Genomic DNA, 24,544 nt, shown 5'->3' with positions numbered 1-24,544 from the left:
GTGAGAAAATCCCACTTCCTTATTCACTTTTAATCTGATCTTCTGGAATTAAATCATAATCAAACATGACTTCAGAACGGTTATCCAATAAGAGTTCACGGTCAATTTCTTTAGAAGTAGCCGCATCTTCAGTCACTTTATAGATTTTTGATTTACGATAGTATTTACCGTTTTCTTTCACGAAGCGATGATTTTCTTCTTCTAAATGATATTTCCAAGGAAAGGCCTCTTCACTTCTCAATTCACCATACAATGTTTCATCAGCAACCCATAAGCAGATTTGTATTTTCTGCGAAGTTGGATTTTTAAAACGATAGTCCACGTAGTTATAAGAAACTGACGTCCCATTCTGAAATGGTTTACGCTCACCTTGATCAGGCGCGAGCGCATCTGAATGTGCATGGAATTCAGTAATTTGAAGTGGACTATGAATTACAAGTAAATGTAGATTATTAGCTAAATTACAAATTCCGCCACCCATGCCGGCCTGAACTTGATTATTCACGATGACACGGCCATCTTTATAGCCGTTTTTCTTATTAATTTTTCCTACGAGTGTCCAGAATGAGAATTCCTCACCTGGATTAATGACAATGCCATCAATTTTAGACGCTGCTAAATCAATATTGTCAGCTTTATTCGTTTGTAGCACAGGATCGATACCTGGCCCTTTTTTAATCAAATATGAAGAAACGGTATGAACCACATTCGGTAACTTCAATTTTTGTCGATGTTGCGCAAACTTTTTACGCCCTTTCAAATCTTGAATATGGCGTTTCGCTGTTTCTTTTTTAACTGCTAAATCATAAAGTTTCGGATATCTTTCGCTTAAAGGTTTACGTTCTGTCATGTCTGTCTCCTTAATTTGATGTTGTAGTGGTGAGCGTTGTTGAATTTTAAATATTTTCCCCACCTTTAGTAAAAGCTGTTCTACGCGACGTTTCTTACCAATCTTCGTCTCATCTTCATGCATCAAAAATTTCACTAATATATTCGCTAAACCACATTTATTCGCGCCATCAATATCTGTAAATAATTGGTCGCCAATCACGATGATTTGATCTTTAGGAAGGTCTAACCGCTCAACTGCTTTATGAAAATTTCTCACATCCGGCTTATCTGCCATCGGAATAAATTGAGTTTGGATATGACGATTAAAATCACTAATGCGTGCCTCGCTATTATTTGATAATAATAACGTTTTAAAGCCTATATTATGTATTTCAGTAAACAAAGCATCTACTTTCTCTGTAGTGTCCGCTCCGTGTGGAACTAATGTGCCATCAATATCAAAGATGAGTCCTCTGTAACCCACATCGTATAAATTCTTGTAATTGATATCATAAACGCTCTCGCTCAAGGCGTCAGGCATATATCTTCGTAGTAAATTCATGTTTTTTATACCTCACTGAAAAATATTTTTATAAAAAAATACAATAAAACTATTGTTATATTCACTCTATAAGTGTAAACTGTCCACATAAGAAAATCAATAGTCTATGAAGTTACACATCAAAGGGAGAGAGAAACGTGCATCATAGTAATTTAATCGTTATGCTTACATATCAAGACTTTACAGTTCAAAATGCATATCAAATCTTCGAGGAGTGCAAAGATACGGCAGCACAATATTGGGGATTTAAAGATAAAGGCTTACCAGAAATTGAAATGAAGGAATTGTTTAATTACATGAAGTCGTGTGGTAAAACCACAGTTTTGGAAGTCGTTGAATATGATGAATCAAACAGTTTAGCGGGCGCGGAACTTGCTAAAGCGTGCGGAGCAGAGATTCTCATGGGAACGACATATTTCGACTCCGTCAACACGTTCTGTTTAGCCAATCACATCACTTACCTTCCATTCGCTGGAGAAGTAGTGGGTCGCCCTTCCGTATTGAAAGGCGACATCTCACAAATTGTTGAACAAGCTCAAACTTTATCAGAGCGAGGTGTTAGTGGGTTTGACCTATTAGGTTATCGACATGAGGAGACACCTGAAGCACTAATTGAAGCTTTTGTAGAAGAGAACGACTTACCCGTTTGTGTTGCAGGCAGTATCGATAGCTACGACAAACTTGATTTCATTAAGCGTGTGAATCCATGGGCATTCACGATAGGAAGCGCCTTCTTCGATCACAAATTTGATGGTTCTTTTAGTGAACAAATTGATAAAGTGATTCAATATATCAACCAAGAAGACGCCCTTCCTAGTTAATCAACGCTATTAGATAAAAAACGTACCCTAACCGTCTTAAACTTCAACTTTCGGTTAGGGTACACTCATATTATTCAACTTTAAGACATCCGTCCTACTGCATTTTCATAAATCCGTTACCTAAGACATCCCGTACATCGTGGATGACTAAGAAAGCGTTAGAATCATGCGCATTGACGATCTTTTTAATACGTGCCAGTTGGTTTTGAGGCACGACAACGTAAAGCACGTTCGTTTGTCGACGTTCGTAGCCACCTACACCGTTAAGCAACGTAGATCCGCGCCCTGTTTCATAATGGATTTGGTCGCTAATTTCACCATTATACTCAGAAATGATGGTTATGGCCTTCTTAGGATTGAAACCTTCAATAACAAACGCCATACATTTTTCCACAATAAAGAGCATAACGATGGTATAAAGTACATTCTCAATATCTATCGTAATTAAGAAAGAGAGGACAATGAGCGTATCTAGGACGAATAGCGCTTGCGACGTCTTCACTTCCGTATATTTATCGATAATCTTCGCGATAACTGACGTACCACCAAGCGTACTGCGAGCTGAAATAACGAAACCTGTACCAATTCCGATAAACGCACCACCGAAGATACTGTTAATAAAGTCTGACTGGAGATGCAGATTGAAAGATTCAGTGAGCGCTAGCCAAACCGAACTCGCAATCACCGTGATGAGTGTATAAATCGCTGTCGTCTTGCTTAAGTACTTCCAACCTACCGCGATGAGAATAATGTTGATGATAAATGACGTGAGCGCTGGTGAGAGGCCGAGCGTATACTTGAGGTTCAAGGAAATACCGACCGTACCGCCTTCACCAAGGTTTGCTGCGATGATAAAAGCATTGACGCCCACCCCAATGAGGAACGTACCTAGCAAGCAGAAAATAATATTTTTAGTGTGAATTTGAATAGCTTTCTTACTCATATTCACTTGTCCTCCCTTCCTACTATAGAATCAATCTCCTTTAGTAAAATTTTTATTTCTTAAATACTGGACAAAACAAAAAGAACCTTTTAGATTTTCGCTAAAAAGTCCTAAATATTCATTATTGTTATCGTTCTTGTCACACGCAATTTCTAATCATAATAAAGATTTCTTGCTTTTACAACACAAGCAGGTTAGGAAAATTTGACATTTCTATTAAGACAGATGGGGACAAGGTTGGAGGAGGTTTCTACTTTAAATAAAAAACCACCCAACTATCACTGTTTCGATAATTGGGTGACATATCATTAACATTTATTAATACTTGTACGGATCGTCTTTAACTTCTTTCGTATAACGACGAGCATCATCTTCTAGAAAATCAGCGTGTTTATCTTGCTCGTTAGTATAATCTTGTTGTCTATCATATGTACCTTGGTGAGGTCCTTGGCTAGGTTGCTCTTTAGAATGTTTGCGGAAAAGATTAATACTAACAATAATCCAAATCAGACCGATTGGCCAAAAGTTAAAGACTATTGATAGAATACCAATAACCAAAAGCATAATCGCTGCTGCTTTCGTCTTCTTGCCTATCCAAATCGAACCAATAATACCAAAAATAATGAGAATAATAGATGAAATGAGGAAAAAAACTGATATAGGTCCCCACAAAGTAATAAAATCATCAGCTTCACTATAACTAAATGCATCTGTAGCTATAAGTCCTTCTTTCGTTTGATTACCCATAATTGCGAAAAAGATAGTTCCTAGAAAGCACCCTAATAATGCGAGTCCCATTAATCCGACAGCAACCCAAGATGACACACGTTCTGATTTATATTTCATAATTATGTAAACTCCCTTCTGACTTTGCTCAAACATAGTTTATCATGAAATAACGTGAATTTAATTACTTATTTAAAAAATTCTAAACATCTATTTTCTAAGTATGCGTAAATTATGTGCTTCCCCTTTTAATCAATCCAAAAATCATATAGCAATTCCTTTAATAATAAATTAAAATATGACTATACATAAAAAAACAAAGGTGGATGCTCATGCAATGTTCGAAATGTAATCAAAAAGTTAATCCTGAAGATAAATTCTGCATGTATTGCGGTAATAATTTAGAAAATGATGGTGCTACATATTCTGAAGAAGCACAAACTACTTCAGTCCCTCACTGTCCAAGTTGTCATGCAGAAGTCAATCCAGACGACAAATTCTGTATGCAGTGCGGTTTCAACTTAGCGACCGCTTCAAATTCTAATTTCTCACATACGGAATCTCTCGAAAATCAAACTAAAGAGAACGTGAGTCTCGCGGACGAAGCGAAACAATTATTCAACAATACGACGAAATCTATCGGTAAAATGGCAGGAAATGAAGAAAGTCTAAATCTCAATTTACGCGATATGTTCTCAGAAGTATTTAAATCTCACTCACGAGAAGAAGCCGATCGCATCTTTATTGCAGGTACTAAAGAAACGACGCCTGCCCTTAAAGATGTTTCCAATGAATGGGGCCGCCCATGGCTATTTTCTCGAGTATTTGCGGCCATGGCTATAACATTTGTACTTTTATGGGTTATGGCTACATCATTTGGAAATGAGAACGCCATTCCAGGTCTTATCTTTACTGGTGCCTTAACTGTACCTTTATCAGGACTCTTCTTTTTCTATGAGACTAACGCTTTTAAAAATATCAGTATCTTCGAAGTTCTGAAATGGTTCTTTATTGGGGGCGTATTCTCACTTTTAGTTACACTCTTCCTCTATAACTTTGTATCATTTAGCGAAGAGGCAGAAGTATTTGGATTAATGACGCTCACTGATGCCATCTCTATAGGAATCGTAGAAGAACTTGGTAAAGCAATTATCATTATCATAATTGTGAACATGAGTAAGACAAATAAGATTCTTAATGGATTACTCATAGGAGCCGCAATTGGAGCAGGTTTTGCCGTCTTTGAATCAGCAGGTTATATTTTGAAATTTGGCTTATTTACTCAAGGTGATTTCATGAATATGATCATCCTACGTGCTTGGACAGGCCTTGGAAGTCATCTTGTTTGGGCGGCGATTGTAGGTGCTGCCGTAGTTATTGCTAAAAGTGAAGCGAAATTCGAGTTTAATAACATCGTAGATCCAAGATTCTTATTTTTCTTTTTCGCATCTGTTATATTACACGCAATTTGGGACGTAAATATAACATTTTTAGGTAGTTATAACCTGAAAATCATTATTTTAATTGTCCTCGGTTGGCTTTTAGTTTTCATCCTAATGAAAGCAGGATTAAATCAAGTTAATACACTGCAAAATACTGTTAATGAAGAAATTTATGAGAATGAGAAGTAAATTAAATAGCGAGACTCACCATTCCAGTGAATCTCGCTATTTTTTACTGTGCTAATTCTTCTCGTCGATTATTCTCATCATATTCTGGTTTTTGTCCCATTTTGTTATATAACAGAATTCCTAATATAAGTAAGAACATGCCTGCAATAATGTTAAATATTAAATTAGCACAACCAACGATAATAAATAAATTCGCTTTTAAGAAATTAACGCTTTTACTTTTAATTAAATAGATAATCAGCACTACTATCGCAATTACGGTAACTAATAATCCAGAGTATATGAAACTCGTATATAAAAATGATTTGTATATCATGGTTTGAGTATAACCATCTATGACACTTGGATCGCGATAGAATGTACGGGATGCCTCAGAATTTATAATCATTGCATAAGGGATAGTTGCTAACGCGTAAATAAATATACAAAGAATACTAATAGACAAACTTGCTATAAGTAATCCTAATTCAAATCCGTCCATTTTTTTAATTTTTGAAGTTTCATTCTCTCTCACTATTTCACTTCTACCATTTCTTTTATATGTATTTATCGTCTTTATACCAGCAATAATCCAAATTACGACAGCTGGCAAGCTCGTCACCAAACTTAAGAAAGCACAAATAAACATCAAAGTTATTGTGAGTTTGGGTCTATTTTTAAAATTTTTAGCAGCAACAAAAGCTAATATTATTGTAATAACACTCACTATCATTAGGATACATAACCAAAATAAAGTTTGATCCGATGATTCAATCGGATAGCCAATCATTTGGTCAGCAACCCCTTCAAGTTTCTTATTAATATAAATATGCATGCGCGTCTTATATAACGCATACGGTATTAATACCGATATAGTCAACATCTGTAGTCCTATACCGATCATATTTAACATTTTCTCCGACTTATAAATCATGGTAGCCCTCCCAATTTTTTCCATAATCTATTAATAACGTACCATAATCTGAAGTTGATTAGGAGATGAATTTTAAAATTTTAGAACTTAAAAAACGAACCTTAAAGAAGTTTTGACAAAATTATCCTCTCACAAAATATGTACAGATTTCTAAATTTCAAACGATTATCGTGACAGTTTTTCATTTTCACCCTCCCACCAAAACTCACTAATCTTGACTCTGACATGTAATAACCTTACATTTAGAGTATAACTTCATACATACACTAGGGGTGTCATCGAACTGAGATGGGCCTGGCCCAAACCCTTTGAACCTGATCTAGTTTGCGCTAGCGGAGGAAAGTGTAGTACCGATTCACAATAATTAATCACGCTTACTATGATTATTTATAGATTCGTTTACGTCTTTTACACAACTTTCCTCGTGAAGGTTGTGTATTTTTATTTGCCAAAAAATTGGACTAGGGAGTGTTAAATATGACAAGAACAGTATTAGTAACAGGAAGCAGCAGAGGACTCGGAGCAACAATCGCCAAAACGCTACTCAAACAAGGATTCAACGTGGTAGTGAACTATCATCGAAGTAAAGAAGAGGCTGAAGCACTGATTAAAGGATACGAACATCAAGCCATCGCAATCCAAGCCGACGTTACCGAACGCGAAGAGGTTGAAGCAATGGTCAAACAAGCCACTGAGCACTTTGGACAAATCGATGTGGTGGTCAACAATGCGCTTGTTGGCTTTAAATTCGATCCTAATGCGCAGAAATCATTTAAAGACCTCAATTGGGAAGACTATCAACAACAAATTAACGGTACTTTGAAAGCGGCATTTAATGTTTCTCAAAGTGTCATTCCTCAATTTATGGAGCGTCACTCCGGCAGTATTATCAGTATTGGTACCAATTTATATCAGAATCCGGTGGTGCCTTATCATGAATATACGACTGCCAAAGCGGGTCTAATCGGCTTCACTCGTAATCTTGCTTCTGAATTGGGTCAACACGGCATTACTGCGAACGTAGTGTCTGGCGGTTTGTTGAAAACGACAGATGCAAGTGCAGCTACGACGCCAGAAGTGTTTGATTTAATCGCTCAAACTACGCCGACAAGACAAGTCACTACACCTCAAGATGTGGCTAACATGGTTGCTCATTTAGCATCAGAACACGCGACCAACATTACGGGTCAGAATATTACAGTTGATGGCGGTTTAACGATGAATTAATGAGATCTTGCTAAAGCTCGTTTCTTTAATTATAGCGGGCTTTAGCTTTTGTATTTTTGTAAAACAGTTCCTTATGCAATTTTAAAAAATATCTAGTAAAGGCGGTTTCGTAAAATGCAAAACAAACATATACATATTGGTATCTTACTATTGGGTTGTGGTCACCATCAGGCTGCGTGGCTCATGAAAGACTCATCTATCGAACAAATCGGTTCCATTTCTTATTACCAACACCTTGCACAACTTGCTGAAAAAGGCTATTTCGATGCAGTCTTCTTCGCCGACAACCAAGCATTCAATCCTAGTGACAATCGTTCCCTACCTGCATTCTGGTACGATCCACTCATTAATCTAACTGCAATTTCACAAGTTACAAAGCATGTAGGTCTTGTTTCAACAATTTCTAGCACGTTCAGTAATCCCTTTACCGTGGCTCGTCAACTTTTAAGTTTAGATCATATTACTGGAGGACGCGTCGGTTGGAACCTCGTCACTTCAATGACTGATCAAGAAGCGCAAAATCATAGTATGCCTAAATTACCAGAAAGAGAAGCACGTTATGCGAAAGCAGACGAATTTGCGAAAGTGATAAATCAACTCCTCACTTCTTGGAATTCTGAGGCTTTTTCACCTGATCGCAAAAAACAAGAAATTGTAGATAGTCAGAAAATCGATTCGTTCGCTCATCAAGGGAAACATTTTCAAGTAAATGGACCATCCACTACACCACAAAGTCCACAAGGCAAACCTGTCGCAATGCAAGCGGGAGCATCTAAGCAAGGCATAGCTTTAGCAGCCAAATATGCAGATGCAGTGTACTCCGTTTCTTGGAACTTGAATCAAGCTAAGACCTATCGTCGCAAGCTAGATCAGGCTATCGCTGAAAGTCATAGACCCGACGCTAAAATCAAAGTCTTCCCAGGCCTCGTGACATACGTCGCACCTACACATGAAGAGGCTTTAACTAAAAAAGCTGCGTTAGACGACCAATTGCCTATCGATTCAGCATTGAAACAACTCAGTTTCTTCGTCCAACAAGACTGTTCAGATTGGGAATTAGACGCGCCCGTTCCAGAACTGCCACCAGTTGAAGTATTCAAGGGTCCCGTGGGTAGATACGAAACAGTCTTAGAGATTATCAAAGATACAGAGCCCACTGTACGTGAACTCTTAGGTTATCTCAGTGCAGGTGGCGGTCATCTCACATTAATTGGTACACCTGAAGAAATTGTCGATACTATGGAAACGTGGGTTGATGAAGGCGTGGCAGACGGTTTCAACTTAATGCCACCCACACTTCCTGGCAGTTTAGAAGATTTCGTTGACCTTATCGTGCCAGAAATGCAGAAACGTAATTTATACAGAAAGTCATATTCTGATGAGACGTTTAGAGAGATGTTGGGAGTGTAGGGATAAAGATAAATTTATAAAACTTCGAATATATGTTCTAAATATGATACATTTTTTAAAAGAGTTAATTTCTAAAAAACAACTAGAATTATGATAAATTATTAAAAGGATGCTTATTATGCTAAAATTTTGCTTTATTGTATTCGCTGCGCTTATCGGCTATTTTATAGCACTTAATGCGAAGAAAAATAAGAAAAATTAACTATTTAAAACTTAAGAAAAGAACTACTGACCTCCAAAAGTTGAACGCGCAAAGTTTCAATTTTTGGAGTTTTTTTATTACCATAAAATGATTCCGTCATCTCTCCCTCTTGATTTTCTGTAAATTTCTAGTACAATTTTAAATCGTAACAATTACTATTTATTGAAAGGAAACTAGAACAAAATTTTATCTACCATGGAGGGAATAGTATGTCGAAAATACCTGTTACAGTACTGAGTGGTTATTTAGGCTCTGGAAAGACGACATTGTTGAATCATATTTTGAATAATCGTGATGGACGCAGAATTGCAGTTATTGTAAATGATATGAGTGAAGTCAATATCGATAAGGATCTCGTGGCGGATGGCGGCGGTCTTTCTCGAACAGATGAGAAACTGGTAGAGCTTTCAAACGGTTGTATTTGCTGTACTTTGCGTGACGATTTGCTTCAAGAAGTCGAGCGCCTCGTTCAGAAAGGCAACATCGATTACATAGTCATTGAATCTACAGGAATTTCTGAGCCTGTTCCGGTCGCTCAAACTTTCTCCTACGTGGACGAGGATCTGGGCATCGATCTCACTTCAATATGCAGGCTAGATACCATGGTCACAGTCGTTGATGCGAACCGCTTCACACACGATATTCATTCTGAAGATTTGCTGACAGATCGTGGTCAAGGTGCTGACATTACAGATGAGCGCACGATTGCAGATTTGTTAATCGATCAGGTGGAATTTTGTGATGTGTTAGTTATTAATAAAATTGACCTCGTTACCCCTGAAGAATTAGAAAAGCTCGAACGCGTGTTGAAACAACTGCAACCTGAAGCTAAAATCATCAAAACGATTAATGCTGAAGTTGAATTATCTGAAGTTCTGAATACACATCGTTTCGATTTTGAGAAAGCGAGTAATTCTGCAGGATGGATTAAGGAATTAACTGAAGGCGGCCATGAAGCACATACGCCAGAAACTGAAGAATATGGTATTTCTTCTTTCGTTTATTCAAGAAGACTTCCTTTCCATGCTGAAAGATTTCATAAATGGTTAGAACAACTTGATGAATCCATCGTCCGTTCTAAAGGCATTGTGTGGCTCGCCCAATACAACCACGTTGCTTGTCTGCTGTCTCAAGCCGGTTCTTCATGTAATATTCACCCTGTCACGTACTGGGTAGCAGGATTAGCACCGGAGAAACGGGAAGCTATCCTAGCGCAACGCCCAGACGTAGCTGAAGATTGGGACATCGAATACGGTGATCGTAAGACGCAATTTGTCATTATCGGTCAAAACCTCGATACCAAACAAATTGAGCAAGAACTCGATGCTTGTTTAGTGAATAGTGATGAGCTCGAAGCTGATTGGACTGCGCTTTCAGACCCGTATGGCTGGGTAATTTCTGAAGCTTAGACGTGTAAAAAAGGCCTGCGTTCAACGCAAGCCTTTCTATCATTATAATGGTTATCTAAAATTCATATTATCTCACCACTGATACCACAGATTTTCATTTTAAAATTGTCGCAGAAACTCACTTTCTGTCATGAATTGAGGTTGAGCTATTTTTGAAAAATGGTTAACCAAGTCTTGATTCTCAGTGACCACAAACTCAACATTCCTTAAATTCACTTTATTCAACATCGCCTTACTTTGAGTTTGAGATAAGTTAGAACTAAGCCATACCGCAGTCTTACCTCTATCACTTACTGCTGGAATTAACGTCGAGTTTTCAGAAGCTACATAAGTAACGAAACAATCAACAGCGACATCGCCAAACAAACGTCTTTCTTCTTCGTTTTTTAGACGTCGCATCTTATTTTTCATAACTTTTTTCAACTGTGATTTCTTCATAACTAAACGATCTAAGAAATTACCATTCATATTTCCTAAAGTTGGATAGAACGTCACGTTGTCCGGCATGTTCATCAGCTGTGGGAATTGTTCAACAGAAATCGTTTCTCTATCGAAATAAAGTATAAATTGCGCACTCGTACTTTCTAACGACTGCATTTTGCCCAGTACTTCATCTACGTTATTGGAATCTAAATGTATGGCAATAATTGACTTATTACCATCAAGACGATAACTTTTAATATTTTTTGAGATACTACTATTTATCATTAATTCCGCAATTTCTCTTGCACCTTGTCGATTATCGTAGGGAACCATTTCATCCTTAATGTTAGTGTAATGCACCTCAGAATCTAAATTTGTAATAGACTCTGCTAACTCTGATAATGTATAAGCTGTAGTAAAAGGATAGTCTGATGGAGACTGATAAAGTCCACGCTCTCGCTGATATTCTGCCAGATCATATAAATATAAAATGATCGGCTTATCCATATTCAAGTAATCAAACATAACTGAAGAATAGTCAGTAATTAAACCATCTGTAGCAGTAAGAAATTCATAAATTTCATACTGATCCGGCACAAATTTAATATTACTGTAATTCATTTTTAGCTGACGCTTAACGAGATGATGCAATTTCACATATAGCACGGTATCTGCATCTAAATGTTGATTTAAGTACAACAACATTGTCTCTAACTGACGCGCATCACTCACGTTACCGATCTGTCCGCGCCACGTAGGCATGTAGCACAACACTTTCTTATCCTCTATATCAAGGTCGTGACGTATTCTTTCTCGCAGTTGTTTTTCGTAAAAGACACTATTTCGTGGCATCGGCCCGACAACTATGTCACCGTTATACACCTGATTGAGATTATAGGCTTCGGCCATAATTTCTTTCGAGTAGTCGTTGCTGACGATAACTTGATCGGCCATGTAAAAGTTTCGTTGTACATTCGCTAAATCAAAAATATGAGCCGTATCTTTGCCCATTTTCTTTAAAGGTGTGCCATGCCAAATAATGAAATATTGCTGACCTTCTCTTTTATTAAAAAATGGATAAAACGTCGTGTCATTAATGAGATACTGGGCAGTTGCTAGTAATTCGAAATATTCTAAGGACATATGCTTCACAATCTTAAAATGAGACAGTCCTCTTTTTTTCAAAAACTGCGCATCTTCCTCAGGATTTTGTGAAACTACAAAAACCTTACTATTGCGAAGAGTATCTTGAATTTCTGGAATTAAATAATATATCTGTCCTGTAACAGCACCCCCATGCATCGATTCTAGGAGTACATAATTTTTCTTAATTCGCTTATGCCGACGCATATTCACATATTTATATAAACCACGATTATTACGATAATTGATAATCTTGCTTTTAATACTCAAAGTGTGACCCCTTTTAACTTTCTGGATTTGTAGTACATTATATCAAATAATGTGAGGTCTATCGCAGTAAGATAGTTATCAGTTTTCGAATAAATGAACGTTCGACTGGTATGAAAGTGCTTTACAGTTATAGTGATTTCAGAAGATAAAATGAGGAATATTTGATTTAAATCTATAAAGACGGAATGAGACGCTAAAACACTAATGCTTTACGTCCCACTCCTTGGGGATAGTTAATTAAATACCAAACTACACTAAATAGCTTGTAACTATATTATATTTATATCCATTGTATATGTAAAGATAAGCATTTTAATTTAAGTTACGCTTAACTAAGTTATGTGTGCATTAGAAAAAGTCTCTTATTTATCGTTAGTCCATTATGTATTCGGGTAAAACTTAAAAAGGTCACTATATTTATAACAATACTGTGATTTACAAATGTAATTAAAATTGATTGTACAATCATTCATTTCGAAATCATTTTAGCTATAGTGGCCTTACATCTAGGGTGGTACATAATATTTAAGAAAGGGGCTTTGATTATGAGAAAAAACTCACCACAATTTATGAATAAAAAGCATAACTATTCCATACGTAAATTCACATTTGGAACAGCAAGTATCGTTGTAGGCGCAACGTTGTTCTTTGGTGCAGGACAAGCACATGCCGCAGAACAAGGACAGCAGTCTGACGACACAACTACGACGACAGCTCAATCTTCTCAAGATAACGGAAACCAAGATTCTGAAGATGTCGTAAATGACAATGACCAAGCGAATCAAACAGAACAAGACACTTCAGATCAAACTTCTCAAGATTCCCCTGACACATCAGAAACAGAAACTCAAAATACGCAAAATTCAAATTCTGGCAATACTCAAAGCGAAGATACTAATGACAACCAGGATTCTGAAACGCAAAATGAGGAAAACACTCAAACATCTGACAATGAACAAGACACTGACGCTTCTACAACTTCGAATGACCAACCTGCTTCTAACCAACCATCAGATCAAAACGATACAGACAACGGTAAAACAGAACAAGAACAACCACAACAAGCTGATGCTAACCAAAACTCAAAAAGCAAACCTTCAAATTCTGAACAAACCACTGACAATAAAGCAGACGACACTACCGATTCTGCTAACTCAAATGCAGAAAACTATAATGACCAAAACGCAAATTCTGACTCATCTCAATCACAATCCGCTAATGACACAACATCTACAAATTCAAACATGAAGCAATCTACTTCAAAAAATGACGAAAGCAACTCAAATTCTGATCAAAGCACAACTGACTCATCAGCTCAACAAGCACCACAATCTTCCCAAGTACAATCACCTAAACATGATAAAGAAACGAAAGATACATCCGCTTCATCATCTCAAGATACAACTCAACCAACACAAAACACAATCTCACAACAATCTAACAATGATGATGGCGACAACAATCAAGCATCCGACCACAGTAAAGACACTTTTTTCTCAATGCCACAATCAAATGACGATACAAATTCTCAACAAGATTCTACAAATATCCAAAATCAATCAGATTTAGTGGATCACTACAAAGACCAAACAGGTAACCAAATGTCAGAATCTGATCTGAACGAAATCGCGGAGAACTCCGACATTGATTTCGATAAAGACGACCAAGCTACAATTCAACAGAAATTTTTAGAAAGTGCGGCTAAAGACTACTCAGATAAGAAAAATGCGACTACATTATTTGCGACACCTGTCAGCACAACTTCTGCCACAAATCAGAACGAATCTACAAGCTTTAGAGATGCCGAACCAACTACAGAAGAAGCTGGAAACAACGACGGTTCTGACGTCAGTGATAACGTGCACTTCTCAGATCTCAATCTTTCTGGCGTGAACCCTAACAATCCTGATAATAAAGATAATGTAGAAATCGGTAACAACGGCTATCTCAGATTCAAGGGTAATTACAAGCTAGACAATAGTGTGAAATCTGGTGACTACTTCTATGTAGATTACGGCGATTACGTACGCCCTACTGGTTTGGAAGACCCTATCGTTCCTGAAGATTTGAAGTCTTATAATGACAATGGTTCACAAACTGTCGCAACTGCGAAGTACGATCCAGACACAAATAAAGTGAAATACACTTTCACAGATTTCGTAGACCAACATAAAGATGTGAAAGGTAGCTTTGACTTCGTAGCTTACCCAAATCGTAGAAATGCGACCGATTCTTTCAAAGATTATCCAATCGACATTGATGTAGCTGGTGAAAAATATTCTACAAATCTTCAATTTGATTACGTACATCAATCTGATTATGTATCTTCATTCTGGGATTCACGTAGTCAAGATCACAAGCATCAATCTCGTACAACATATCTTAACGAAGGTTACCATCCAATGAACCATTCTATCGTAACCATCTCTACACAAGGTTCTAATCTTAGTAACCTACAAATTTATAAACCTTCATCAAAAGATCAAATGGTAGACAGTTATGTGCCTAATTATGAAGATTTAGAGGATGTTACAGATCAATACGATATTCAATATAATGATGATGGTACAGAAGCAACTATTGATTTCGGTTACGACCTCGATGGACAAGGCTTTATCATCAATACGAAGAGTGATGCTTATGAAGATGCGGACAATATCACTGAAACAACGACTATTGAAAATCAATTAGGCAACGGCTTATCAGACTTTTACGACTATCACAACTACCTCAGTCGTTTCATGCAAGGTTCAGGTGCTGAGCCAGATGTGCCGACGAACCCTGGCCAACCGACTGAACCTACCAACCCAGGAGATCCGACTGACCCAACAGAACCAGTTAATCCAGGCGAGCCAACTAACCCAGGTACGCCAACAGATCCAACGCAACCGGTTAACCCTGGCGATCCGACAAATCCCGGTACACCGCCTGACCCAACACAACCTGGTCAACCGACTAATCCAGGTGAGCCAACTAATCCTGGTACGCCAACAGACCCTGGCACACCGGTAAATCCTAACAATCCTAACGAACCGGTTAATCCAAATAACCCTAACAATCCACAGAATCCGCAGAATCCTAATAATCCAACAAATCCAAACAACCCTCAGAATCCGCAAAACCCTAATAACCCTAATCAACCAACACCAGGTACACCGACAACACCTGAAGCAACACATGGTACGCCGGGTACACTAACAAGTCCTAACAGCCCAGAGTCACCAAATAATCCAAACACGCCTAACACACCAACAGTTAATCCAGTGACGCATCACGATAATGGCGTGACAGGTCAGCATGGTACACCGGGCAACACGATCACAGTCACTTATCCGGACGGTACAACAATTCATACGACTGTAAATTCAGACGGTACTTGGAACGCGCCAACGCCTGAGCATGTGAACTTGAAATCAGGTGATACTGTTACAGTCGTTGAGCAAGACGCTCAAGGCCATACGACTCAAGTGACAGAAGTTGCAGTAGATCAGACGCAACAGCCAGTTCGTGGTACTACGCAAGGCCTTCCTGAGTCTGGTCAACACGAGTCAAATAACACTGGTATCTCAATCATGGCTGCGCTCGGAGGCATTCTCGCTTTCTTCGGTATTCGTCGTCGTAAAGCAGATAAGTAATTTCTGAGTAAAATGTTTTGAGGTAAAAAATTGAGGTTAAGCATCGTGCTTAGCCTCTTTTTTCGTATTTTATAGGTAGTTATTTAAATCATGACTCTTATTATCCCACAATTATGGATAAAATGTTTCTCATAAAAGTGGTTATTCCCGCGCAATAATTGAGAAGCAGAAATTGAATTTTGATAATTCATATTCTAGGCTTAAACCACTTCAATTTTTTATAAATGTGTAATTGTAATATGGTTACTGAAGCAGATTACATCGTAGTTTCGCACTCACTTACTGCCACTAGCCACGCCGAAATTTCACAACTAAATAATGAATCAATACCCCAATAAGGAATAAAAGAACAATCATCCAGCCTCCTATTCCAATAACTTGTGCTAACTTTCCAAATAAAAAAATGATAATTAAATACGGTATACAGACGACAAAAATCGCAATTAACATCCCTATGCAGCCAGTTTCTTCTATTCCGAAGTGCGCTTCAGCCCAATCTCTCGTTACTACATAAAAACTCATAATCAATTGAAACGGCCAATAAACACATATAAATGACCCCATTATTAAAATACATAGTAGTTCAAACGAAAAAATAACAAAATCTTTAATAACCTCAAATGTTTCCAACACGCACACCCCAGTTTATCTCTTTCTGTAGAAGGTCTAGGCACATTTATGCGAAAACGCCACACCCACCATTTTCAATAAAAACCGTTCCAACCTTATTCTTTATCTATATTATATCGCAAGTCCTCATTAAAATGGGGACTACAATAAATAAACTTTCACCTTAGAAATGCGAGAACATTTTAAACTAATAACCTGCCCCTACTCCCCATGCAAAAAAGCGACCACACAAAGAATGTGTAGCCGCCGTGTTGGGTGTGTTTATAGTGAGTGTATCGATTCTGCTAAGTTATCCGACAAACATGTGCACGATATCTTCGATTATACCGCCAGCGTTAGTAACAATATTAATCACGCCCTTAGCGATTCCAGCGCCGTCAGCATTCTCAGACGCTGTAACAATATTGACAACCGCTTCACCAATGTTGTTAAGGTGTTCCATTAAATTCACCCTTTCTTCCATAATTAACCATCCGGATAATTCTATTAGTTGACACGTGTCAACTAATATATTGACATAGAATTTATTTATTGTCAATTTATATAAAAATCTTTACATAAATACAACAATTTATATAAGTTAACTTAAACATTTCAATAAGATGCTATTATTCAATATGTCATATTTTGCCCAAACCCACTTGTGATTTTTCATTTTTAAAAATACAATAAAGTTGAGATTAAGGGAATAAGTTTCAATATTTCGTCGTAAAGGAGTCCAAATCCGTATGCAAGCGCGACATATTAAAATCATACAGTTATTATTAAATAATCAAAGTGAATTTATCAGTGCTACCGAAATCGCTAACTATGTTAATGTCTCGAATCGTACTGCAAGAAATGACATTAAACTCATTAATGCTAACAATGCTACGCCACATCTTATTGCAAGTTATAAAAGTCGTGGCTTCAAATTAAACTTCGACAACTATACCCCTGCAGAAATTGAAAATATCGTAGCACACCTAAGTACTTATCAGGATAAAGTAGTCATAACTATTGGATACCACCTGCTCATGGATCAGAAGTCGCATACAATAAAGGAAATCATGCGCGCCCACCAGCTATCTAAAACAGAAGTATCTGAAATCATTAACCAAATTCAAGCATGGAGTGCATCTTTCAATCTCCAGATCACTGTTCATAAACGTAACGGCATCCGAGTTACAGGCTCAGAAACACAAATTCGCAATGCTCTTTTACATTTAGATCAGCTCATTGAGGGCCATCAAGGCGTTGAACAATTGATATTGAATGAATTACCGCACGCACATCGACAAACTATCGCGACAATTATCGAGCGAACACTTAACGAGCATCATATTGCAACTTCTCAAGCACAATTACAGCAATTATTGATTCATTTCATCATTATTTACAAACGTCGAGACTATTCAACTGATGATATTACGACGAATCAACAATCACTAGAAATTGCGAAGACGTGTATGACACGTATCAACGATGCTCTTGGTTATCAAATTAACGAGACGACAGCTAAGCTATTTTCGTTTTTCATTTCGCATCACTTTAATCAATTTAGTCTGTCTCTCCAACGTGAATTAGTAAAAAGTTTTATCGACACATTAATTAAGAAAATGGAGCGACAAACGAACTTTGCGTTTTCTAATGATCACTTATTCAAAGAAAATATCTTAACGCACTTTAGTAAAATGTATTATCGAATCATCAATCACGTGTATGTAAACAATCCACTCACTACACGTATAAAAACACAATATCCATACATGTTTAATACTTTATATGAAGTACTTATATCGTTACAGAAATCAATAAATCTCACCTTAAATGAAGATGAAATTGCCTTTCTAACTGTGCATTTTCAAGCTGCATATGATAGAGAACATCAGAAACAACGCCCTATTCGCACGCTTATTGCATGTTATTACGGTATTGGGATATCTAATCTTTTGGAGACTAAGATCACACAGGACTACCCGCAAATCAAAGTCATCGATACCATTACGCTTGAACAAATCACACATTATGACTTTACTAATATCGATTTACTTATCACGACACATCAACCTGATCAAATTGATACAAACCGAACACAAATCTTACAAGTTTCGCCCTTATTAGATACTACAGATCAAGAAAAACTCGACAAAGCCATTAAAAAAACAACAAGAACTCAGAAATCACAACAATCGCCAGGTTCGATAAACACCCATATTATTTCCCAGGAAATCACATCAATGCAGGACGTATTCGATACGGCCGCTAATAGTTTACACACCACAGAACCTGACTCAAAAATCATCGACACATACATCAAGAACGCCTACACTCGCGAACAATCTTCATCAACTTATATCGGTAATGGCATCGCTATACCGCATGGTAATCCAAAGGCACTCAATCATTCTCAAATACTTGTCTTTACTAGCCAACGCGGTATACATTGGCGACATCATAAAGCGCATCTGATATTTTTCTTAGCTATCGCTGACAAAGATGCGCATGAAACGAAACACATCATGCAATCAATTGCTCGTCTAACCGAAGCAGACGTCACCGAATTATTACAACTAGACCACGAGCAACTTAAATCACAACTCAATACACTATTTTACGAATAATTGCCTCTATTAACGGCAATTATTCTTTTTTTACCGCTAATAAATACGCTTACACTAAATATAAGGAGGTTGAACGACATGAAAATACTAGCGATTACATCCTGCCCCAACGGTATAGCACATACGTACATGGCGCAGGAAAAGTTAGAACAGGCCGCAGACGAACTCGGCGTATCAATAAAGGTTGAAACTCAAGGTGGCGTGGGTGCTGAGAATATCCTCACTGCTCAAGAGATTCAAGAAGCAGAGGGAATTATCGTCGCAGCAGACAGACAAGTCGACTTATCCCGCTTCGACGGCAAACGTCTCATTAACGTGAACGTGCGTGAAGGTATCCATCACCCACATGAGCTCATCCAACGCATCATGAAAGGTGATGCAACAATTTATCGCGGCCAAAACCACACCGATACATCGCAACAATCCAATAACTCTAACGACTCGAACGAATCTAAGAAAGGCACTCAAATGATCTACCAACATCTCATGAATGGTGTCTCCTTTATGGTTCCATTCATCGTGGTGGGTGGTTTGCTCATCGCTATCGCCCTTACACTCGGAGGCCATCCTACATCTAAAGGACTTCAAATTCCTGATGATTCGTTCTGGAAATCAATTGAAAATATCGGTGCACTATCATTTAAATTTATGGTACCTATACTCGCTGGGTACATTGCCGTAAGTATCGCTGATAAACCAGGTCTCGTTCCCGGTATGATTGGAGGCGCAATCGCTGCAGACGGAAGTTTCTACGGTAGTGATGCAGGTGCTGGTTTCCTAGGTGGTATCGTCGCTGGTTTCTTAGCAGGTTACATTGCTAAATGGATTAAACAGATTCCGGTTCCTAAAGCAATGGCTCCGATTATGCCAATCATCATCATTCCAATTATTTCGTCCTTAATCGTAGGACTTATATTTATTTTCGTGATTGGTGCCCCTATCGCTCATATATTCGAAGGTCTTACATCTTGGTTAAAAGGCATGCAAGGTACCAATATTGTAATTCTCGCATTAATTATCGGTGCAATGATTGCCTTTGACATGGGTGGACCGGTTAACAAGGTTGCTTTCCTATTCGGTTCTGCACTCATTGCTGAAGGTAACTATAGCATTATGGGTATGGTGGCTGTTTCAGTCTGTACTCCACCTATTGGTCTTGGCTTAGCGACATTTATACGTCGTCGTAAGTTCAACCATGCTGAAATTGAAATGGGTAAAGCTTCATTTACTATGGGACTCTTCGGTATTACTGAAGGTGCAATACCTTTCGCTGCACAAGACCCATTACGTATTATCCCATCTAACATGATTGGTGCGATGATCGCATCCGTTATTGCTGCAATTGGTGGCGTAGGTAACCGTGTCGCTCATGGTGGTCCGATTGTAGCTGTATTAGGCGGTATTGATAAGATCTTATGGTTCTTTATCGCTGTTCTCATCGGTAGTTTGGTTACGATGGCGACTGTCATTCTGCTTCGCCGTAGCAATCCAGCTGCTCAAGTCGATACGACTCAGGCTGACAGTGGTTTAGATGCGAGCGAAGAGACTGAAGACTCTAGTGAGGTTAAAAGGGTTGAAGGAAATCAAGCAGAATCTACTGATTTTACTGAGATGTCAAATTCTGGTACTAGCATACCAGCAAATGAGACGGAAGCTAATAATTCCAGTGTCAATACTAACTCAAACATTTCTACAAATGCAGGCAGTGCTGATACTATAGCAGACAAAGCGATTGATCCTGCAAACAAGGATGTGAAATCCAACTCAGACTCTAGCATTTTCCATAAAAATCTCATCACAATGAACCAACAAACCCTCACACGTGATGAAGTCTTTGACCAGCTGATCACAAACCTAGCACAACAAGGATATGTAACTAATCAAGAACAGTTGAAACGAGATATCTTGAAACGCGAACAAGAATCAACGACAGCCATTGGCATGAACGTCGCAATTCCACATGCGAAATCAGAAGCAGTGAACGAACCTGTCGTGTCGGTCTTGAATAACAAGCATGGTGTGCACTGGGAAAGTCTCGATGGCACTGCACCACAAATCGTCTTTCTCATCACAGTGCCAAAGGAAAGTAGCAATGAACATCTCAAGATACTACAACGCTTATCACGCGCACTAATGGACGATGACACACGCGCACAACTCATTGAGGCTCAGGACACTGAGACAATCTACAACCTATTACAAACCATTTAATCAAGATGACAGAAAGGAGTACAATTTATGGCACTATTTCTAGAACCCGTCTTCCAACAACGCATTTGGGGCGGACGTAACTTGGAGCTATTCGGCTACGATATCCCTACTGACTCAACTGGTGAGTGTTGGGGAATATCTGCTCATCCTCATGGACCCAATCGTGTAACTAACGGCCCTTATAAAGGAGAAACACTCGATCAACTGTGGGAGTCTCATCGTGAACTTTTCGATAATGATTCACGTAACGCTTTCCCTTTACTGACTAAAATACTAGATGCCAATGACAAGCTATCCGTACAAGTTCACCCTGATGATGACTACGCGCGCCAACACGCTGGTGAAAGTGGCAAGACTGAATGTTGGTATATCTTAGATTGCAAAGAAGATGCAGAAATTATTTACGGTGTAGATGCTGATAGTAAACAAGAAGTTGAAGAACTCATTGATAAACAAGCATTCGATGACTTATTCCATCGCGTTAAAGTGAAGCCAGGCGATTTCTACTACGTACCAGCTGGCACTGTCCACGCGATTGGCGAAGGTATCATGATACTTGAAACCCAACAATCATCAGATACGACTTATCGTATTTATGACTATGATCGTAAAGATAAAGATGGTAATAAACGCGACTTGCATCTTGAAGAAAGTAAAGCTGTAATTGATGTTAGTAATAAAACGCCTAATACTACCCCTGAAGTCACTAAATACGGAGAAAATACTTATACAGAGTTTGTCTCAAACCATTTCTTTACAGTTGGTAAATGGAAAATGGCGGAAAGTTTAAATTACGAGAAACCACACAGTTATTGCCTGATTTCAGTGATTGAAGGTAACGGAGTGATCGAAGTCGATGGTACAAACTTTGATATTGAAAAAGGCACTCATTTCATTCTGACAAGCGAGGATAAAAATATCACTTTCAAAGGTCAATTAACCTTTATCGTGAGCTATAGCTAATATATTGAGAAGCGAAACCGAAACTGAGGAGATTTTGGAGTTTCGCTTCTTTTTTGTTGGAGGAGATAGAGTTACATTTTTATTTCTTCCCCACTAAACCTATAACTATATGCGTAATTGTCGCTAATCCAATACTAAAGAAGATTACGATGATCACATTTAATAAAATACTCCATACATTGTACGTCGGTAAATATGCGAATAAGAAGAACATAGGTACTAAAAATATTAAATCATACCAACCTAGATAGGTAAGTGAATATTTTAAGTTCATTGTAGGGCCTCCAGATTAGTTAGTCAGAATATGATTTAGATAATAGTAAATGAGAACAATCTACGAATTGAAGCGCTCACTCAAGCAGTATGAGTGGGCGCTGCTAATTACGTTATACCTAAAATTACTGAGTACTAAAATGAATCAGTTATACCTAAAACCTCTAGCCTTATTATATAAGAACCACCCCCATTAATAAACTAAAATATCGAGCTCCACTTAATGTTAATTTCCTCTCCTTTTCTCGACCTATCCCACCCGTTACTCTACCGCAAAATCTCTCATGCCAATATGCGCTACTCTGCCCCCTGGCATATTCGACCACAAATTCTTAACCCCACCGCCAAATATTTCTCCCCCACACAAAAACTCCCCCCCTATCACTCAAACTATGTTTAAGTAATTAGGGGGAGTCCACACATTAGAAACGAACCAAACTCAATTCACCTTATGCATCTTTACGTTTTCTGAAACTAATTAAGCCCAAACCTGTCATTAATAGAGCAATTGCTGTGATAGTCATTCCTGAATTTTCTTTACCTGTATCTGGTAAAGATTCAACTTTCTGCACACCTTGTTGTTGATTAGCGTTTTGTTGTGCATTTTCGTCAATCGCACTTTGATTTACTGATTGACCTTGCTGCATATCACCTTTTACTTGGTTACCGCTATTTTCTTGAGTGTTACCTGCTGCTTGGTTACCGCTATTTTGTTGATTATCCGCAGCTGCTTGACCGCCATTACTTTGCGTATCTTGCGCAGCTCCATTTTGTCCATTAGAGTCTTTTTTCTCAACTAAATCATAATGACCAATTTTCTTGAAATCCTCTACTGCACCATAGCGATATTTAACGTCACCATTTTTATAAACGTGGTAGTCCGCTGAACCATGCATAGACTTGTTAGCTGCAGGAACTTCGATATAGTCACCTTCATCTTTAGGCTCTAGGAAATTCTTTTCACCCGCATTATGACCATTCTCTGCACCAATTTGGATTGCGATGTCCGTTGCGTTGTCCTTTGTGACCGTATCGTAGTTCGCAGCGTGAGCCTCATGTGCACCTGCGCCTCCAAAGATGAGAGCTCCTGTAAGTACTGTTGCTGAAGTGATACCTAATTTCTTCATAAAATGACCCTCCATTTAGATAAATTTACACTTGCAGTATAACGAATAGAGGCGACATATTATGTCATTTACAGTAGAAATTATTAATTTCTGTAATTTATTCTTAATTGATTAGGTAAAATGTCCTGTATCTTAAAACAAGAACACCAACAACATCGGCCCTATTAAACATAGATTCACGATATTAATAAACATACTAACAAGACCCACATCTTTCTTCGCATAGAAATAATACCCCAGCGAAATCACCAACAACACGAGACTAGCTGCCATAAAATACGTGACGATATTTAGCCCGCTATAGCTCAAATTATGATAATTAATAATCAGAAGAGCCACTAATATCAAATAGTTAATAACGTTCACAGCGTAAAAAAGAGATTTCATATATTCGTCCTTTCATATTTTCTCAATAAATGTCCGACGCACAACTGCACTTCATCAAATCGCCTTTTCACACTTTCTCAAATAATTATCAACGCAAATCGAAGCTTCGAACACTCGCTCAATAATAATTCCCATCGCACATCCACACTTACACTCACCTAACGCACATCCGCTCTTCAATCAAACACTTTCTCAAATATCGAT

General features: G+C 38.1%; 18 protein-coding genes and 1 riboswitch. Of the genes, 9 read left to right on the top strand and 9 right to left on the bottom strand.

Annotated features, from left to right (window positions below; translation table 11 throughout):
* Positions 1-19: 19 nt before the first annotated feature.
* Complete coding sequence (locus HMPREF2802_RS10815; RefSeq protein ID WP_070504553.1) at positions 20-1,393, bottom strand: YqeG family HAD IIIA-type phosphatase; 1,374 nt, start codon at positions 1,391-1,393, stop codon at positions 20-22.
* A 137-nt stretch (positions 1,394-1,530) separates the two neighbouring features.
* On the opposite strand from HMPREF2802_RS10815, the gene HMPREF2802_RS10810 reads away from it, so the two are divergent.
* Complete coding sequence (locus HMPREF2802_RS10810; protein ID WP_070504550.1) at positions 1,531-2,214, top strand: hypothetical protein; 684 nt, start codon at positions 1,531-1,533, stop codon at positions 2,212-2,214.
* Positions 2,215-2,308: 94 nt separating this feature from the next.
* On the opposite strand, the gene HMPREF2802_RS10805 is transcribed toward HMPREF2802_RS10810, so the two are convergent.
* Positions 2,309-3,157 carry a YitT family protein gene (locus tag HMPREF2802_RS10805; protein WP_002472088.1) on the bottom strand — a complete coding sequence of 283 codons (849 nt, stop codon included), beginning with the start codon at positions 3,155-3,157 and terminating at the stop codon, positions 2,309-2,311.
* A gap of 318 nt (positions 3,158-3,475) precedes the next feature.
* A complete protein-coding gene (locus HMPREF2802_RS10800; protein ID WP_070504547.1) occupies positions 3,476-4,003 on the bottom strand; it encodes a DUF4064 domain-containing protein in 528 nt (175 codons plus the stop codon).
* Between the two features lie 212 nt (positions 4,004-4,215).
* Between HMPREF2802_RS10800 and HMPREF2802_RS10795 the strand changes: the two genes are divergently transcribed.
* Complete coding sequence (locus HMPREF2802_RS10795; RefSeq protein WP_070504544.1) at positions 4,216-5,514, top strand: PrsW family glutamic-type intramembrane protease; 1,299 nt, start codon at positions 4,216-4,218, stop codon at positions 5,512-5,514.
* A gap of 43 nt (positions 5,515-5,557) precedes the next feature.
* On the opposite strand, the gene HMPREF2802_RS10790 is transcribed toward HMPREF2802_RS10795, so the two are convergent.
* Entirely contained in the window at positions 5,558-6,427 is an 870-nt protein-coding gene (locus HMPREF2802_RS10790; RefSeq protein ID WP_070504541.1) for a DUF4064 domain-containing protein, read from the bottom strand.
* A gap of 258 nt (positions 6,428-6,685) precedes the next feature.
* Positions 6,686-6,785, top strand: a riboswitch (TPP riboswitch).
* A gap of 119 nt (positions 6,786-6,904) precedes the next feature.
* Between HMPREF2802_RS10790 and HMPREF2802_RS10785 the strand changes: the two genes are divergently transcribed.
* From HMPREF2802_RS10785 to HMPREF2802_RS10775, 3 genes are all read left to right on the top strand, one after another.
* Positions 6,905-7,654: a 3-oxoacyl-ACP reductase gene (locus HMPREF2802_RS10785; protein WP_070504538.1), complete on the top strand. Its 750-nt coding sequence runs from the start codon at positions 6,905-6,907 to the stop codon at positions 7,652-7,654.
* A 114-nt stretch (positions 7,655-7,768) separates the two neighbouring features.
* Entirely contained in the window at positions 7,769-9,064 is a 1,296-nt protein-coding gene (locus HMPREF2802_RS10780) for an LLM class flavin-dependent oxidoreductase (RefSeq protein WP_070504535.1), read from the top strand.
* A gap of 411 nt (positions 9,065-9,475) precedes the next feature.
* Complete coding sequence (locus HMPREF2802_RS10775) at positions 9,476-10,675, top strand: GTP-binding protein (RefSeq protein ID WP_070504532.1); 1,200 nt, start codon at positions 9,476-9,478, stop codon at positions 10,673-10,675.
* A gap of 99 nt (positions 10,676-10,774) precedes the next feature.
* Here the strand turns inward: HMPREF2802_RS10775 and HMPREF2802_RS10770 are convergent, their stop codons facing one another.
* Positions 10,775-12,511, bottom strand: coding sequence for a CDP-glycerol glycerophosphotransferase family protein (locus HMPREF2802_RS10770; RefSeq protein WP_070504530.1), 1,737 nt, complete (start codon positions 12,509-12,511; stop codon positions 10,775-10,777).
* Between the two features lie 545 nt (positions 12,512-13,056).
* On the opposite strand from HMPREF2802_RS10770, the gene HMPREF2802_RS12200 reads away from it, so the two are divergent.
* Complete coding sequence (locus HMPREF2802_RS12200) at positions 13,057-16,146, top strand: Ig-like domain-containing protein (protein WP_070504527.1); 3,090 nt, start codon at positions 13,057-13,059, stop codon at positions 16,144-16,146.
* Positions 16,147-16,434: 288 nt separating this feature from the next.
* Here HMPREF2802_RS12200 and HMPREF2802_RS10760 read toward each other — a convergent pair whose 3' ends face one another.
* The gene (locus HMPREF2802_RS10760) at positions 16,435-16,776 is read right to left on the bottom strand and encodes a hypothetical protein (protein ID WP_070504524.1); all 342 of its coding nucleotides are present in this window, start codon (positions 16,774-16,776) and stop codon (positions 16,435-16,437) included.
* 289 nt (positions 16,777-17,065) lie between these two features.
* Positions 17,066-17,239: a beta-class phenol-soluble modulin gene (locus tag HMPREF2802_RS10755; protein WP_232587140.1), complete on the bottom strand. Its 174-nt coding sequence runs from the start codon at positions 17,237-17,239 to the stop codon at positions 17,066-17,068.
* Between the two features lie 265 nt (positions 17,240-17,504).
* Between HMPREF2802_RS10755 and HMPREF2802_RS10750 the strand changes: the two genes are divergently transcribed.
* The 3 genes from HMPREF2802_RS10750 to manA all read left to right on the top strand — a co-directional run bounded on the left by HMPREF2802_RS10750 (position 17,505) and on the right by manA (position 22,553).
* Complete coding sequence (locus HMPREF2802_RS10750) at positions 17,505-19,379, top strand: BglG family transcription antiterminator (protein WP_070504521.1); 1,875 nt, start codon at positions 17,505-17,507, stop codon at positions 19,377-19,379.
* A gap of 78 nt (positions 19,380-19,457) precedes the next feature.
* Positions 19,458-21,590 carry a PTS fructose transporter subunit IIABC gene (locus HMPREF2802_RS10745; protein ID WP_070504518.1) on the top strand — a complete coding sequence of 711 codons (2,133 nt, stop codon included), beginning with the start codon at positions 19,458-19,460 and terminating at the stop codon, positions 21,588-21,590.
* Between the two features lie 27 nt (positions 21,591-21,617).
* Positions 21,618-22,553 (top strand): mannose-6-phosphate isomerase, class I, encoded by a 936-nt coding sequence (manA, locus tag HMPREF2802_RS10740; protein WP_070504515.1) that lies wholly within the window; start codon positions 21,618-21,620, stop codon positions 22,551-22,553.
* A gap of 79 nt (positions 22,554-22,632) precedes the next feature.
* Here manA and HMPREF2802_RS10735 read toward each other — a convergent pair whose 3' ends face one another.
* Both HMPREF2802_RS10735 and HMPREF2802_RS10730 read right to left on the bottom strand, forming a co-directional pair.
* A complete protein-coding gene (locus tag HMPREF2802_RS10735; RefSeq protein WP_070504512.1) occupies positions 22,633-22,827 on the bottom strand; it encodes a DUF6007 family protein in 195 nt (64 codons plus the stop codon).
* A 448-nt stretch (positions 22,828-23,275) separates the two neighbouring features.
* Positions 23,276-23,953: an LPXTG cell wall anchor domain-containing protein gene (locus tag HMPREF2802_RS10730; protein ID WP_070504510.1), complete on the bottom strand. Its 678-nt coding sequence runs from the start codon at positions 23,951-23,953 to the stop codon at positions 23,276-23,278.
* Positions 23,954-24,544: the final 591 nt, after the last annotated feature.

The organism is Staphylococcus sp. HMSC071G07 (assembly GCF_001811435.1).
In the GTDB taxonomy this organism is placed as follows: domain Bacteria; phylum Bacillota; class Bacilli; order Staphylococcales; family Staphylococcaceae; genus Staphylococcus; species Staphylococcus pettenkoferi.
The sequence above is the reverse complement of the archived record's forward strand: the minus strand, read 5'-3'. Positions and strand labels throughout refer to the sequence as shown.

What these genes read in the sequence shown, in the direction of transcription:
- HMPREF2802_RS10815 (WP_070504553.1), bottom strand. Translation starts at nt 1,393, where the DNA reads ATGAATTTACTACGAAGATATATGCCTGACGCCTTGAGCGAGAGCGTT.
- HMPREF2802_RS10805 (WP_002472088.1), bottom strand. Translation starts at nt 3,157, where the DNA reads ATGAGTAAGAAAGCTATTCAAATTCACACTAAAAATATTATTTTCTGC.
- HMPREF2802_RS10800 (WP_070504547.1), bottom strand. Translation starts at nt 4,003, where the DNA reads ATGAAATATAAATCAGAACGTGTGTCATCTTGGGTTGCTGTCGGATTA.
- HMPREF2802_RS10795 (WP_070504544.1), top strand. Translation starts at nt 4,216, where the DNA reads ATGCAATGTTCGAAATGTAATCAAAAAGTTAATCCTGAAGATAAATTC.
- HMPREF2802_RS10790 (WP_070504541.1), bottom strand. Translation starts at nt 6,427, where the DNA reads ATGATTTATAAGTCGGAGAAAATGTTAAATATGATCGGTATAGGACTA.
- HMPREF2802_RS10785 (WP_070504538.1), top strand. Translation starts at nt 6,905, where the DNA reads ATGACAAGAACAGTATTAGTAACAGGAAGCAGCAGAGGACTCGGAGCA.
- HMPREF2802_RS10780 (WP_070504535.1), top strand. Translation starts at nt 7,769, where the DNA reads ATGCAAAACAAACATATACATATTGGTATCTTACTATTGGGTTGTGGT.
- HMPREF2802_RS10775 (WP_070504532.1), top strand. Translation starts at nt 9,476, where the DNA reads ATGTCGAAAATACCTGTTACAGTACTGAGTGGTTATTTAGGCTCTGGA.
- HMPREF2802_RS12200 (WP_070504527.1), top strand. Translation starts at nt 13,057, where the DNA reads ATGAGAAAAAACTCACCACAATTTATGAATAAAAAGCATAACTATTCC.
- HMPREF2802_RS10755 (WP_232587140.1), bottom strand. Translation starts at nt 17,239, where the DNA reads ATGGAAGAAAGGGTGAATTTAATGGAACACCTTAACAACATTGGTGAA.
- HMPREF2802_RS10750 (WP_070504521.1), top strand. Translation starts at nt 17,505, where the DNA reads ATGCAAGCGCGACATATTAAAATCATACAGTTATTATTAAATAATCAA.
- HMPREF2802_RS10745 (WP_070504518.1), top strand. Translation starts at nt 19,458, where the DNA reads ATGAAAATACTAGCGATTACATCCTGCCCCAACGGTATAGCACATACG.
- manA (WP_070504515.1), top strand. Translation starts at nt 21,618, where the DNA reads ATGGCACTATTTCTAGAACCCGTCTTCCAACAACGCATTTGGGGCGGA.
- HMPREF2802_RS10735 (WP_070504512.1), bottom strand. Translation starts at nt 22,827, where the DNA reads ATGAACTTAAAATATTCACTTACCTATCTAGGTTGGTATGATTTAATA.
- HMPREF2802_RS10730 (WP_070504510.1), bottom strand. Translation starts at nt 23,953, where the DNA reads ATGAAGAAATTAGGTATCACTTCAGCAACAGTACTTACAGGAGCTCTC.